Here is a 14,178-nt window from a genome sequence, read left to right on the forward strand (position 1 = left end):
CATGCTTAAGCGCGGCAAGAAGACTCCTTTACCTCCCGGCAAATACCGCATGGGCGGCAAACACTTTAAGAACGACAAGGCATTCATTAAGACTGCCGTTGGCGATGTGACGCGCTTGGAGCAATATGCCGGCTTGAACAAAGATTCGTCATTGCTGGACTGGGGCTGTGGTGCTGGACGCCTTGGCGTTGGTGTGCGTGAGTACTTCGGTCAGATTCGCGACTATCACGGCGTTGACATTCAAAAGGAACTCATCGATTGGGCCGACGAAAACCTTGCTGGCCCAGGCATGCGCTTCACCTATGTGAATGTCAGCAATGAGCGTTACAACCCAGACGGTTCACCAGAGCGCACCCTTGCTGCTGATCCAGGCAGTGTTGATGTGTTCTACGCATACTCAGTCTTCTCACATATGAATGACGAAGACACCCCTGCCTACCTCAAGTTGATCGCAGAAGCACTGAGCGAAAACGGCAAGGCATTCGTCACCTGCTTCGTTGAAGAAGATGTTGCTGGCTGGGAAGAAAACCCAGAAGGCTACGGACCACTTGATTGGAAAGGCCGGTTGCACTGCACTCGCTTTGCGCGCTGGCACTTTGAGGATCACGTGAATGCAGCGCGCCTTGCTGTTGATCGTTTTGAGTACGGGCAAGAGACCGATGGTCAAAGCTTGTACGTATTGCGCAAGCGCTAGCGGTAAATATCTCGGCGATGGCCGATTCGCAGAACGGTAACGGTGACAATCTCGTTATCGATTTCGTAGACAACTCGATATTCGCCCCGCCTTGCTGACCAAGAACCTTCTAGGTTTCCAAGGAGTGGTTTGCCAACGCGTCGAGGATTCTTGGCAAGTGGGCCATGTATGAATTCCCACGCAGCTGCAGCAATTGATTCGGGCAACTGTGTTTCAAGTGCCCTTCGAGCCGGTGGAGCAATTCGTATTTCGAAAGCCACTAGGCCGAGCGCCGTTTAACTTGTGAAAGTGCAACAGTGTTGCCTTGAGCAATTGCTTCCCGCGCTTCTGCAATTTCGGCCATAGCCTCAGGATCAGATAAAATTGCGATGGTTTCTTCGAGCGATTCAAGATCGTCAGGAGAAATCAGCACTGCAGCTGGTTCACCGTTACGCGTGATGACAACTCGTTCATGCGTTCCGTGCACTGAGTCGACGAAGGCTGAAAGTTGTGCCTTCACAGTTGCCAAAGAAGTTGTAGTCATGACCAGAATTATAGTCTTCTTTGGGGAATCGTCAAGAGTTGTCGATGGGAAACCTTGGAAAGCTAGAGGCGCGAGGAGTTGTCAGTCATGAAGAAACCCACACATCCAGGAGCGATTCTTCGCGAAGACGTTCTTGCTGAGTTCGGCTTGTCAGTGAGTGAAGCGGCAGATCGCCTTGGAGTTTCGCGAGTGACACTTAGCCGTGTCATTCATGAGCATGCGCGCATTTCTCCCAACCTTGCGCTTCGTCTAGAAGCGGCAGGCGTGAGCACCGCACGCGCTTGGCTAGCAATGCAAACCGCGTGTGATTTGGCAGAAGAACGTGCAGCGGGAACTCCGAAGGTTCGTAAACTCAAGCCTGTTGCATAATGCGGAAGGCCTTACGCACCAACCAATATCGTCGGTACGTGTTCGCCGCTCGCACCGGCGAGTTTCACATCAGTAGTCAGTAATGCGCCAGCAGAAGAAACAACCGCAGTCGCAACAATCGTTGCGTCAGGCAACCGCATGCCAGGAATAGTTGCGCGCAACACCGCAGCCTTCATAGAGATCGCACGATCAAGATCAATTACAGCAATTGGTAAACGGTCAATCGCGTTGAGACATCGCGAAACTGCGTGCTCACCAACGGAATATGGCCGCACCAGAATTTCAGCAAGTGTTGTCGCCGCGATTGCAAGTGAGTGACCTTCACGTAATGCGGAAACAATTGCTGACGAGCTCGCAGCGTGATGCACGTCTGTGTCGTCAAGAAGTGCGATCAGCACGCTGGAATCAACGAGCGTGGTTGCCATGTCGATTCAGTTCCACTCGTTGCGAAGTTCATCAATGCTGAAGCCTTGGTAAATCCCACTCATGGAACCAGCGATTGCTTCCAAAGTCGCCTCGGGGCGTTCGAGAACGATGGTTCCAGGGCCAGCGGCGCGGGCAAAGAGCAGATCCCCCACCTCAATGCCACTCGCGCGCAGCACATCGACGGGCAGGGTCACCTGATTCTTGGAACTGACCCGGCTTGCCCCGCGAACCCGACGTGAAGGCAATACCTTTACAACTGCATTCATAAGTAAAGGTTATGAGGAGATAACGATTTACACAATGTGCACCTATTCGTGACCTTTGAGGCAGGTGTCATTCAGCCAGATCCGACGTATGGTCAGTTAGGGTCCAAAAACCTTTGTTATCAACAACCTTGGAGTTTCTTCATGCGTCGTGCCCTTATTGCAGCTGTAGCTGGAGCGATCACGCTCGGATCAGTTGCTTTGGCAGTCCCTTCCCAAGCAGTGTCTGTGGGCAACCCACTACCTGTGACCCAGTTCGGCCAGCACGTCCCTGGCATCGCTGCCGGCGTGAAGCCAACCGTGCCATTTGGCACCATCCGTCTTTGGGACTCAGGCGTGGCCTGGGGCCAGGTCAATCAGGCCAAGGGCAAGTTCTGGTGGAACGGTCTTGATCAGGCCATCGGCAACGCAAACTCCCAAAAGGTTTCATCCCTCTACGTCCTTGGTTCAACCCCAACGTGGGCAGCAACCAATAAGAAGCAAGGCACCTATCCAAATAAGGGTGCAGCTTCCATGCCAGGCATGGCGAACTGGAAGAACTGGGTCACTGCAGTTGTGCAGAAGTACGCCAACTCAATTGACTCCTACCAAATCTGGAACGAAGCAAACCTCACCAACTTCTTCGCAGGTACTCCACAGCAGATGGCAGATCTCACTGCCGCTGCATACAAGATCATCAAGGCTGGCGATCCATCAGCCAAGGTTGTTTCAGCATCAAGCACTGTTCGCTTGAAGGCACGCTACGACAAGTTCTTCCCTGCGTACTTGAAGGCATTGAAGAAGAAGGGCTGGCCAGTGGATGCTGTTGCAATCCACAGCTACCCAGCTGCAAATGAAGGTCCAGCAGAGCGCGTGAACTACATCAACACCACCAAGGCTGACATGACCAAGGTTGGCGTTCCTGCAAATATTGAACTGTGGGATACCGAAGTCAACTACGGCATTCAAGGCCCAGGTTCAATTCCTGCACAGAACATCGCACCTGCAACTGGCGCTGGCTGGGTTGCAACCACGTACCTCGACAACCTCACCCTTGGTGTGGCTCGTAGCTACTGGTACTTCTGGGCACCAGCTGATGGTCGCGTTGGCATCGTTACCAACGATGGCACTCCAGCAGCCACCGCCTACGGCACAGTTGAGCGTTGGATCGGCAATGCGTTCTACTCATGCCAGCGCGGCACCAACGGTGCAGCAAATACTTGCCAGATGGGCGACAACAACAACCCAGAGGTTGTTGCTTGGGTGTCATCAGGTTCCGGAAAATTCACTGTTCCAGCGGGGGCAACGGTTCAGTGTGACGTCATGAATTCATGTTCCGCAGTAGCTCCAGGAACACCAGTAACGATTGGAAGTAGTCCTCTATGGTTCGGTTCAGCAGCGCGCGCAGCAGTAAATCAGCAAGGCTCGGGCTTCTAGCTCTTGCCGCTGGTTTAATCCTCACCGCTTGCGGTGGTAGTACCGACTCAGACACCGATAACGGTGGCGGTGGCGGCGTTGATCCCAACGCCGTCAAGCCAAGTCTGGTCGGCATGCAAATTGAAGGCGAAGAAGTTGAAGCCTGGTCTTCAGCACCATTTGGCGCCCTTCGTTTGTGGGATAACGGCACTGCTTGGTCACAGATTGAACTGAGCAAGGGCAAGTACAAGTGGAAGAACCTTGACGGTGCGTTGAAGAATGCAGAGTCAAAGGGAATGAACGACATCCTCATGGTGTTGGGCACCACGCCTACTTGGGCAGCTTCAAAGAAGACCACCCCGGTCTATCCGCCGTATCCAGGTGCCAACAGTGCACCCGCAAATATGGCTGACTGGGATAACTGGGTGACTCAGGTTGTTCAGCGCTACAAGGGCCGAATTTCGTCATATGAAGTGTGGAACGAAGCCAACCTGAAGATGTTCTTCAACGGAACGCCAAAGCAAATGGCCGAGATGACGAAGCGTGCATACGACATCATCAAGGCAAATGATCCTGAAGCCAAGGTTGTTTCGGCTTCGCCTTCACTTCGTTTGCAGTCAGCGTTTGATGGCTTCTACGTGAAGTACTTGGCCGAGTTGGCAAAACTCAATTGGCCAATCGACGTCCTTGCGATGCACACCTATCCAAAGGCTGACGGAGATCCGGTTGCTCGCGGCGCCTTGATCAAGATGGCAAAGGACGCAGTGACTGCTGCTGGTGCACCAGCAACGTTGCCAATTTGGGACACCGAATTGAACTACGGACTTGCCGGCCCAGGCGCGCTTCCTGCTAACAAGATCAAGGGTGACAAGGCTGCTGGTTGGGTTGTTCGTACCTACATCGACAACCTTCGCTACGGCGTTGAGCGTTCGTACTGGTACATCTGGACCCAGAAGCCATATGCGCTTCTTGGTATCCAGGCCTACCCAGGCGCTCCTGCCGAACAAGGGTTCTTCGCAATCGAAAACTGGGTCGTTGGCTCAACCTTCGAAGGCTGTACCCAGACCGGCAACACCGTGGTCTGTAACTTCACGCGCGCTGGTCAAAAATCAGTAGTTGCTTGGGCCGAAACTGGCACGGCCAACTACACCGCGCCTGAGGGATCCACGCTTCTGTGTGATCCAGCAGCCAAGTGCTCACAGGTGACCGCTGGTACTGCAGTTCCACTCACTGAGATCCCAGTGCGCATTTATCTCCAGTCGTAACACCTGATCAAAAGCGGGCGGTTTCCTCACGGGAGCCGCTCGCTTTTGCTTTGCGCTGTTAGCCTTTGATCTCCAAGCAAACAGCGCCAGGGAGCACCATGAGTCACGAGGTAACCGAGAACGGTTCCTTGTCGACCGACGCCTCCGCCCATCAGCGCACCCCAGCGCGTATTGGTTGGTCGGCAGCACATTCGCGCCGCGACCGTCCGCATCTGCGCCGCGATCCATTGCGTGTGTATGCCACCCGAGCAGTGATCTGGGATTTCATCGCCATCACGGTTGCAGGCATTACCGGTTTCACCTTGCGTTGGGCCATTCCTTTTAACGTGGAAATTAACGACCCCACCTATGTCTCACTCGTCGTCATCGTGGTGATCGCCTGGATGGGTGTGATGGCACTGCGTGGTGCCTATGACACTCGAGTGCTCGGCGTTGGCTCTGAAGAATTCAAACGTGTGGTGAGTGCATCAGCAACAGTGTTCGGTGCAGTGGCGATTGTGGTGTTCGCCCTCAAACTTGATCTTTCGCGTGGCTTCGTATTAATCACCTTCGTTGTTGGTTTAACGTTGTTGTTAATTGTGCGTTGGTCACTTCGCGCGTGGTTGCGTCATGAACGACGCTACGGTCACTTCCTGCATCGCACCGTTGTGATCGGTGCAGAACCGCAGAAGTCAGAAATCATCGACATGCTTGATCGTGACCCGGTCGCGGGCTTCACTGTTGTTGATGATGTGCAAGAACCAGCCGCGGATATTTCTGAAGATGCGCTTGATGCGTGGCTTGATGAAATCATGGCGGTAATTGCCCTCGAAGACGCAGATACCGTTGCAATTGCTGGCTCTCCGGCCATTGGCCCTCGGGTCGTTCAACGCTTGGCTTGGCGTTTGGAAGGCCCACGTGTTGACCTTCTTGTTGCACCTGCTGTGGGCGATGTTGCTGGTCCGCGAGTAACGATGCGTATGGCCGCAGACCTTCCGCTTTTGCATCTTGATGAACCACACTTGACCGGACCAAAGCGTGCAATCAAACGTGCCTTTGATCTTGTTGCGGGTTTCTTTATGTTCTTGGTGTTCTTGCCATTCATGATCGTTGCTGCAATTGGTGTGCGCTTCACCAGCCGGGGCCCGATCTTCTACATGCAAGAACGCGTTGGTCGCGGTGGTGAACTCATTCGCGTTGCGAAGTTCCGTTCGATGTATGTCGGTGCTGATAAGCATCGCGAGGCGATCATCGGTAACCCGGATGAAAACATCACCACGCGTTACCGCCGAGATCCACGCATCACGCCGTTTGGTCGCTTCCTGCGCCGCTGGTCGATCGACGAAACCCCACAGGTCTTCAATGTGCTGATTGGCTCAATGTCGATGGTGGGCCCGCGCCCAGTACTCGTCGATGAACTTCCGCTCCTGGGAGACGCCGACCATCGCCGCCACCTCACCAAGCCAGGGCTTACCGGCCTATGGCAGGTCTCGGGCCGCAAGGAAGTGGACTGGGATGAGCGCATGCGCCTAGATCTGGACTACGTCGAACACTGGTCGCCAGCCCTTGATCTGGTGATCATGGCCAAAACAGTCAAGGCCGTGCTCGTGGGCGACGGCGCTTACTAGCCAGTGTTCAATCCGACTTGTTCACGATCGTAAATTTGTTGTGAAGTAATTAATTTCCATAATCCTCAACAAATTCCTATCGACAATTTAATGTTGTTGTGTTTAACTTAATTTAAAGAAATCACAACAAATTGTCTCGGGTCGAAGAAACGGCAGGCACCATGAAGGTTGGTCGTCCCTCTCGGCAGTCCATCTATACCCAACTCGACGAGGCAGTCATTGATTTGCGCTCGAGACTGGGCGGATTACCTGCACCCGGCGAAGCCGAACAGATTTGGGCCGACATTTGGCATAAAGAGGCGCACCACTCGACCGCACTTGAGGGCAACACGCTCATTCTTAACGAAGTGCGCAGATTGCTTGCTGAAGGTCAGGCGGTGGGAGACAAGCAGCTCGCTGAATATATGGAAGTCGTGGGCTATGCGGCTGCGGCCAAGTGGGTGTACGGACAGGCGCTCGAACCGGGCGAATGGTCGACACATGAATTGATCAACGTTCAAGAAATTCGCACGATTCATCATGAAGCGATGACTCCGGTATGGGGTGTAGCACCGCATCCGCACGCAACATCCATGGAGACACCAGGCAATTGGCGACAACACGATATTCAGCCGTTTCCTGAGGGAATGACGCCACCGTCCTTCACTGAGGTGGGACATCTCATTGCCGATTGGGTTGAGCAAGCCAATGCCTTTCCTCAAACGGGTGAGGTGCCATTCCCTGAACGACTGGCGAAAATTCACAATGACTTTGAAAAGATTCATCCATTCCTTGACGGCAACGGCCGCACTGGCCGACTGTTGATGAATCTGATTCTGGTGCGTCTTGGGTACCCACCAGCCATTGTGTTTAAGAATCAAAGAACCGCGTATCTGCGTGCCCTTCGAAAAGCCGACCTCGGCGACTACGGCCCGTTAGGGGAACTAATCGCGCGAGCAATCACAAACAATCTCTATACATTTGTGGTGCCCGCCCTGGCCGGGCCTGCTCGGCTTGTTCCGCTGGCAAGCCTGTGCGACGAGAAAGCGGGTGTGACCATGACATCACTACGTGCAGCTGCAGAGCGAGGACGGCTCCGTGCACAAAAAATGGACAATGGAACATGGCAAAGTTCCAAAACCTGGGTTTCCGAGTACCTGGCAAGCAAACATAAGCGAACTGACTCGTCCGAATGATCGAGTTCAACAAGAATCACAGGAAGATATCGATCTGATCAAGTAGGCCCTTCGCCTCATAGAGCAGGGCATTTTGTTACCTATACTCACCAAGTGTCCCGACTAACTCCACGCATCTGGCTGGGCGTGGGCGTGGGCGTCATCGTGGGCCTGTTCGTCATTTGGCTCCAAGTCTCCATTTTCACCTCCTTGGCCTCCCTTGGCGTGGGAGCTCGCAGTTACCAAACCAGCCTCCAGGGCGTAGCCGACCAGGTTTCTGCCGGCGAATATGAAAGTGCTCAGAACGACCTCAAAGATGCCCAAGCAGCTGCGACCACGATCATCGATTCGGCTCACGGCTTCAACATGACCGTGTTGGGCAAGATCCCAGGCATTAATACGGCCGTGAATAACTGGGAACGCCTGACCGGCGCAGTTGAGAACATCACTGGAAGCACCGACGACATGCTCACCTTGTTCGGTGATCTCTCGGGCAAAAGTGGCAACGGCAAGATTTTCAATGACGGCGCCATTGATATTGCGGCGTTGACAGCATTGCCACCACGCGTGAAGTCCATTGACCAAGGCATTAGCGCGACCTACAAAAACCTTGAAAGTGTGCAAGCCAATGGTCCACTTTCTGGCCCGCTGGCATCGGTACAAACAAAAGCATTGACCACCATCGCGCCGATTCAAGATGCGATGAAGGCACTTGTTGATTTAGCTCCGCAACTTCCTGATGCGCTTGGTGCCAATGGCCCACGTCGTTACTTGATCGCCATTGGTAACCAAGCTGAGATGCGCGCTTCGGGCGGCGCACCGCTGACACTGATTTTGTTGGAGTTTGATCAAGGTCGCATCACCATCCCAATTAAGGGTCAGACCAGTACTGAACTTTTCCCACCGTTGAATGCTCCGGTGAAGTGGTGGGGCCCTGCCAAGAACCCATTCTTTGACGCGAATCCGCGCTTTCAGCCGATGGTAGTCACCGACACACATCCCAATTTCCTTTATAGCGCAAGGGAAATGGCCGGTGCTTGGCAAGGTGGTGGATACCCAGTTGTTGATGGCGTCGTCACCATTGACCTCACTGCGATTGGTTCAGTGCTCAATGCGATGGGTCCAATTCAGTCACCTGCTTACGGCGAAGTCACTGGCGACAAGCTTGGTCAGATTCTGTTGATTGATGCGTACGCAAAGTACGGTCAAGAAGATGCGGTGAAGCGCCAGGCAGCAAACCAAGCATTGCTTGATCAGTTGCTTGCGAAGTTACTCAGCGGTGATGAACTGGTGAGTGCCGCAAAAGCTATGGCGAGCACCGCACCAGGGCGTCACTTCCAGGTGTGGATGGCGAAACCAGAATTCCAAAACGTCATCGTCAAGAGTGGTGCCAGTGGCGATGTGCAAGCGCCATCAACTGGTGACTGGTCTGCGGTCTATACGCAAAACGGAAACCAAAGCAAGGTTGACGTATTCCAAGAGCGCAAGGTTGTGGTGAATGCGGCAATTAATCCCGATGGTTCTGCTCGCGTCACCCAAGATGTCATTCTGACGAACGCCACACCACAGGATCGACCAGAAGGCCCACCTGAGCGCATTGGTTATGAAACAAGTTGGCTGAAGGCCGCGTACATCATGTATGTGCCAGACGCAGCAACCAATTACCAAACGATCTATCCCGCAGGCTTTGCTGTGCGACCGTTTAAGAATCATCCCCAGTTGGGTAAGGGCTATGTCGACGACGGCTTTGGCCACAAGCTGGTGCGCGTGGTTGGTTGGACCGCTCCGCAGGCTTCATCAACGGTGTCACAGAGTTATGACCTGCCTGCTGGCACCTTCGGTAAGAACGGCAACCTGATCTACACCCTGCAAGCAGATCCGCAGTCACTCTTCAAAGCATCAACGATCACCGTGCGTGTGACCGCACCAAATGGTTACTCACCAGTTGAAACCGACGGCATGGTGGTTGACGGACAAACTGCTGAAGTCAGTGCCGTGCAAAACGGGCCAGTGAATGTGACCGTGCGCATGGCGAAGGGCCGCTGATGCAGCGAGAAACAACGGTGAAAAGCAGGTCAACAAGCCAACTCCTCCTTGGCGTATTAGCGGTCATCGCTGCAGCACTGCTCTGGATCAGCCCGCCGGTTGGCTTTTTACTGACTGTTGCACTTCTTGCAGTCTTGCCGCCGTGGGGCAAAAGCATCACTGAGCGCGCAATCATCAGCGTCACAGTGATCGCTGGTCTCGTTGCGCTGACGATTCCCCGTGGCAGCGATGTTCCTGTTACCCAGGAAAGCGCACGCATTGGTTTAGTCGTACTTCTCGCTGCAGCCTTCGCTTTGCGATTCCTACCGAATCTAAAGAAGTACGCACCGATTCCAAAGCCAACAGCTATTGATATATCAATTGCTGCGCTGATTGCAGTGATCGTCGTGTGGCTGGTCAGTGCCTATCGCGGTGCTGGGCCGTACGGCACGGTAAGCGGTTTGTTCTTCACTGGTTGGGATAACCAGGGTCACTTCGTTCCATTTGCAAATACCTACGATGTGGGCAAGACCGCGTGGCCAACCCTTGATGGCTCAGTGGGTTGGAATCAGTGGTACCCAAGCCTGCACACGACTCTCTTTGCTTTGGTGACGCAAGCAAGCCATGCGGTACGACTTGATCGCATTCAACTGCTTGGTCCATATGTGCAAACCATGGCCGTGAGCTTTGGCCTGTGCATGGGCGCCTTGGCGTGGATCACAAGTGATCTGACCAAGCGCATTGCGAAAGCTATTCGCCCAGAAGATACTGAGACGAACCACAAATCGAAGTACGGCACCTTGGCCAAGGTGGCACCGTTTGCGGCAATAGCAGCGTTCGCTCTGTTCGTACTTGTGGGAACACCCACGGAACTCTTTAATGCTGGCTTCACAAACTTCTTGATGGCTGTAACCATCGTTGCTGTGGTGGCCTACATCGGTAGCCGCAGTTTGAAGAGTGCAGCGCGCATCGGTTGGTTGCTGGTTCCCCTAGGTTCCCTTGCAGTGATTGGCCTGTGGACTCCGCTCGTCCTTGGTATCGCTCCTGCAGGTGTGGTTGTGTTGATCGCACTCAGCAAGAAAAAGCGCTGGCTCGGTATCGGGTGGGCGATTGCCACGGTTGCACTCGTTGGTGGCACCACTTACTTACAAACCAAAGCCATTGTGAATGTGTCAGGCAAGGATGCTGGCGGCTTCACCCAAGATCTTGGTGCAGTGAACTCGGGAATGATCGAGTTCAACTCATCTGCTGCATTAATCGCGCCAGTGATCGCGATCATCGTCGCCATCTACCTGATCAAACGCAAACATGTCACGACCGCGGTCGCTGCTGCAGGTTCAACAATTGCGGTGGTGCCGTTCTTACTCATTGCGATCATGGGTGCAGTGGCAGCAGGCAAGGGTTGGCTGGAGAGTTACTACGTTCTTAAAACCCTCTACGCAATTCTTCTGTTTGCTGCACCGCTCTACGCAGCGATCATTGCGATCGGTGCAACCGCCGTCACGTTGAAGTTTGCGAAGGGCACCCGAACCAGAGCAGTTGTTGGCGCAGTGATTGCAGTGGTGCTCGCAGGTGCATTCATCATCAGCAGTGGCAACCCTGGATTGCAGGCTTCAAAGAAGCGCACTGAAAGTGTGCAGAACTCACTCGTTGGCGAAGCCATTGTGAATTCAGCAGAAGCTGCGAAGCCATATTCAGACAAGATGCCGCTGATGTGGGATGGCGCAGGAACGTTGCCGAACCTCTGGTTGGCATCGTTGAGTGGTGTGATGAGCAAAGAACAACAGACCTTCTACTTGAGCCTGCCGCCGTTCCCGTATGAAGCAGCAGCGCAGCAATATGTGTTTGATTTCTTGGCGAGCCATCCAAATCAACATCTTGCATTGATGTGGTTCCGCGATATCAGCGGTCAACAACTACAGAAACTGCAAACCCAATTACCCAATCAAGTCACGCTTGTGAAGGTTCCAATGCGCTCATCGCTGTTATGCCAGGAGTGCCACCTGTAATGAAGATGAAGCCCATCCGCAGCACCACACGTGCACGCGGGAACAAGAAATTCACGCGCGGTGCGATCAGTGCCGTTGCGATCACCACAGCTGCAGGGTTAGTGCTGACTTTGACGCCTGCTGATGCAGCACCAAATATTCGTATTCAGCCTGCGCCGACGATGCCAACCCCGCAATTGGTCAGCAAATACGTCGTGCGCAAGAACATCGTTTCAGTTCCTGCCGCAGGAAACCTAGGCACTGGTGTATTTGTCGTGGGCTCAAGCCCTCGTATGCGCGCTGCATCCATTCGCTCAACAGCAGCAACATCAAGTGGCACGCCATTGATGGCTGACTGGAATGGCGATGGACTTGCAACGCCGGGGCGCTATGACTCAGGTGTTTGGTATGCAACAGATACCGCGATTGGTAAAACACCAGCATGGAAAGCAGTTTCGAGCTTCAGCGGTCAACCTGGTGACATTCCTGTGGTTGGTAATCTCACGAAGGATCGCCAACCAGATGTCGGTTTCTTCCGTAATGGAACGTGGCTGTGGCAACTCAACGGCGACAAAGCCCAAACTGTTCAGTTCGGTGCCCAAGGCGATAAGCCAGTGGTGGGCGACTGGAATGGTGATGGCATCGATGATCTTGGCGTCGTGCATCCCGACGGCACGTGGAGCCTGAAGGTTCCCGACGTTACGAAAAAGAAAGATATTGCGCTCGATCAAGGTGCAACATTGGAGATTCATAAAGACGAGAACTACGCATTAGTGAATTTCGCATTCGGGTTATCAACGGACATCCCTGTTGTTGGTGACTGGAATGCCGATGGCAAAGACTCACCAGCAGTGGTGCGCGGTAACACCACGTGGATTTTTAGCAAGTCGCTGAAAAATCTCACGAAGACCACGAATGTGGAATTTCCCGTGGCTAGTGGTTTCACGGCCCTTGTGGGCACGCGCGCAACTGGCATAGAAAGTTGCCCAACAGCAACTCCTGGATCAGAAGCTCGAGCCCTTGATCTGGCATCGCGCGTCGTGCCACCAGCAAAGCTCAAGGGCAATGCCAAAGCCCAAGGTATGCCGGAAATTTTGGCAACTGTGCAAGACGGATTGCGTTATGCGATTACTAACGACTTGACCTCGCGATTGAAAGCTCAGGTTGGGTATCCGTATTACGACGTGCTGAGCGTTCATAAAACGATTGAAGAGTCTGTTCGCCGTTCTGCCAACGTTGCTCTTGCGGGCGCAATCATGTTGAGCACGACGAACTGGAAGAAAGAACAGAACATCACTCGAGGCCAACTCATGGCGTATACGAAGTGGCAGATTCGTTCTATTGCGTGTCAACATGACGCAGTGACTCCTGGTGGGTGGGGCACCACGTGGCAGTCCGCTCTTTGGGCAACGACCACAGCGCAAGCGGCATGGATGATTTGGCCAAGCTTGAGCCGTCAAGAAAAGGCTTATGTTGCCGCGATGATTGATCACGAAGCTGATGCCGTTGCTGCGCGTGGTCCGCATTACTACAAGAACCGCGAAGGCGTTGAATACTCAAAGGGCAACTCGAAATCCGATGAAGTCTCGTGGGATTTAACTTCCCTTGCGTTAGCGCAAGCCATGATGCCAAGCAGCAAGAAGCAAGATAAGTGGAAGAAAGCGTTGATCGGTTTTTCAATTGCAGCGTTCGCACGCCCAAGTGATTTGAAAAGCAATGACATTGTCAACGGCATCAACATTTCCAAGGAGCTGCCCGGCACCAACGCCAATGAAGATGGCACGATCACCAATCACAACATCATTAACCCGGACTACCAACAAAATGTGCAGAACCTGTGGTGGGCCGCAAGTATGTTGCGCGTTGCCAAGCTTCCGGTGCCTGAAGCAGTGTTCCTCAATGCCGACATCATCTACCGCTCATTAGCTGTGGTGGATTTCCCAGCACCGCCGTATGCAGCCCCTGGTGGCATCGTCTATAAGCCAGGCGGTCAGATCTATTACCCGCAAGGGGTTTCTTGGGGCACGCGTCGCCCAGCAACTTTCACTGGTGTTGATTCATTCGCGGCGATCTATTCCGCCCCTGACACGAATGCCGCGCAATACCTTGCCGACCATGCGCGTGACACTCGAGGCATGCAGTTGCGCTACAACACCGGAAAGATTTATGCGCGCGGCAACGCTGAAGATTCCTATGCGCTGGGCAAAGAGGAATACGCGCTGCAACAAACGGCGCTGGCTTGGTGGGCAGGTGCGGTGCCAAGTGGCCCGGGATTCAAGCTCGATAAGAGCAAGGTCACGGGCGTGAATCTCAATCCGACTGGGGCAGTGGCGTAGAGCCTTAACTCACGAGTCGGCGTTTTGTTTCATTCTTAGGAAGTTTCGGCACTTTGACTGAAACCAAATGCATGACTGGAATTTCCTGAGTGATAGCCATCTGGAATTCCATTCCAAGGACACGCGCAAGTCG

Annotated in this window: 13 protein-coding genes; 9 read left to right on the forward strand and 4 right to left on the reverse strand. The window is 53.7% G+C overall.

Going from position 1 to position 14,178, the window contains the following annotated elements:
• Position 1: 1 nt before the first annotated feature.
• Positions 2–694, forward strand: a complete 693-nt coding sequence (locus PHN51_12285) for a class I SAM-dependent methyltransferase (GenBank protein MDD2819558.1) — start codon at positions 2–4, stop codon at positions 692–694.
• Here PHN51_12285 and PHN51_12290 read toward each other — a convergent pair.
• Together PHN51_12290 and PHN51_12295 are read right to left on the reverse strand one after the other, a co-directional pair.
• Positions 691–954 (reverse strand): type II toxin-antitoxin system RelE/ParE family toxin, encoded by a 264-nt coding sequence (locus PHN51_12290; protein MDD2819559.1) that lies wholly within the window; start codon positions 952–954, stop codon positions 691–693. The two genes, PHN51_12285 and PHN51_12290, sit on opposite strands and share 4 nt — an antisense overlap.
• On the reverse strand, positions 954–1,217 hold the full coding sequence (locus tag PHN51_12295) for a type II toxin-antitoxin system Phd/YefM family antitoxin (protein ID MDD2819560.1): 264 nt from the start codon (positions 1,215–1,217) through the stop codon (positions 954–956). The genes PHN51_12290 and PHN51_12295 overlap by 1 nt, the downstream gene beginning before the upstream one ends.
• Positions 1,218–1,304: 87 nt before the next feature.
• On the opposite strand from PHN51_12295, the gene PHN51_12300 reads away from it, so the two are divergent.
• Entirely contained in the window at positions 1,305–1,586 is a 282-nt protein-coding gene (locus PHN51_12300; protein MDD2819561.1) for a HigA family addiction module antitoxin, read from the forward strand.
• A gap of 11 nt (positions 1,587–1,597) precedes the next feature.
• Here PHN51_12300 and PHN51_12305 read toward each other — a convergent pair whose 3' ends face one another.
• Positions 1,598–2,011: a PIN domain-containing protein gene (locus PHN51_12305; GenBank protein ID MDD2819562.1), complete on the reverse strand. Its 414-nt coding sequence runs from the start codon at positions 2,009–2,011 to the stop codon at positions 1,598–1,600.
• A gap of 6 nt (positions 2,012–2,017) precedes the next feature.
• Complete coding sequence (locus tag PHN51_12310; GenBank protein MDD2819563.1) at positions 2,018–2,278, reverse strand: AbrB/MazE/SpoVT family DNA-binding domain-containing protein; 261 nt, start codon at positions 2,276–2,278, stop codon at positions 2,018–2,020.
• Positions 2,279–2,419: 141 nt separating this feature from the next.
• Here PHN51_12310 and PHN51_12315 point away from each other — a divergent pair, with 141 nt between their 5' ends.
• The 7 genes from PHN51_12315 (at position 2,420) to PHN51_12345 (ending at position 14,045) form a co-directional block, all read left to right on the forward strand.
• Positions 2,420–3,691 carry an endo-1,4-beta-xylanase gene (locus PHN51_12315; GenBank protein ID MDD2819564.1) on the forward strand — a complete coding sequence of 424 codons (1,272 nt, stop codon included), beginning with the start codon at positions 2,420–2,422 and terminating at the stop codon, positions 3,689–3,691.
• Entirely contained in the window at positions 3,637–4,935 is a 1,299-nt protein-coding gene (locus tag PHN51_12320; protein MDD2819565.1) for an endo-1,4-beta-xylanase, read from the forward strand. Before PHN51_12315 ends, PHN51_12320 begins: the two co-directional genes overlap by 55 nt.
• A gap of 98 nt (positions 4,936–5,033) precedes the next feature.
• A complete protein-coding gene (locus PHN51_12325) occupies positions 5,034–6,542 on the forward strand; it encodes a sugar transferase (GenBank protein ID MDD2819566.1) in 1,509 nt (502 codons plus the stop codon).
• 161 nt (positions 6,543–6,703) lie between these two features.
• The gene (locus PHN51_12330; protein MDD2819567.1) at positions 6,704–7,717 is read left to right on the forward strand and encodes a Fic family protein; all 1,014 of its coding nucleotides are present in this window, start codon (positions 6,704–6,706) and stop codon (positions 7,715–7,717) included.
• A 93-nt stretch (positions 7,718–7,810) separates the two neighbouring features.
• The gene (locus PHN51_12335) at positions 7,811–9,742 is read left to right on the forward strand and encodes a DUF4012 domain-containing protein (GenBank protein MDD2819568.1); all 1,932 of its coding nucleotides are present in this window, start codon (positions 7,811–7,813) and stop codon (positions 9,740–9,742) included.
• The gene (locus tag PHN51_12340; protein MDD2819569.1) at positions 9,742–11,730 is read left to right on the forward strand and encodes a hypothetical protein; all 1,989 of its coding nucleotides are present in this window, start codon (positions 9,742–9,744) and stop codon (positions 11,728–11,730) included. Before PHN51_12335 ends, PHN51_12340 begins: the two co-directional genes overlap by 1 nt.
• On the forward strand, positions 11,730–14,045 hold the full coding sequence (locus PHN51_12345) for a hypothetical protein (protein MDD2819570.1): 2,316 nt from the start codon (positions 11,730–11,732) through the stop codon (positions 14,043–14,045). Before PHN51_12340 ends, PHN51_12345 begins: the two co-directional genes overlap by 1 nt.
• Positions 14,046–14,178: the final 133 nt, after the last annotated feature.

This window comes from Candidatus Nanopelagicales bacterium (assembly GCA_028687755.1).
GTDB lineage: Bacteria > Actinomycetota > Actinomycetes > S36-B12 > S36-B12 > UBA11398.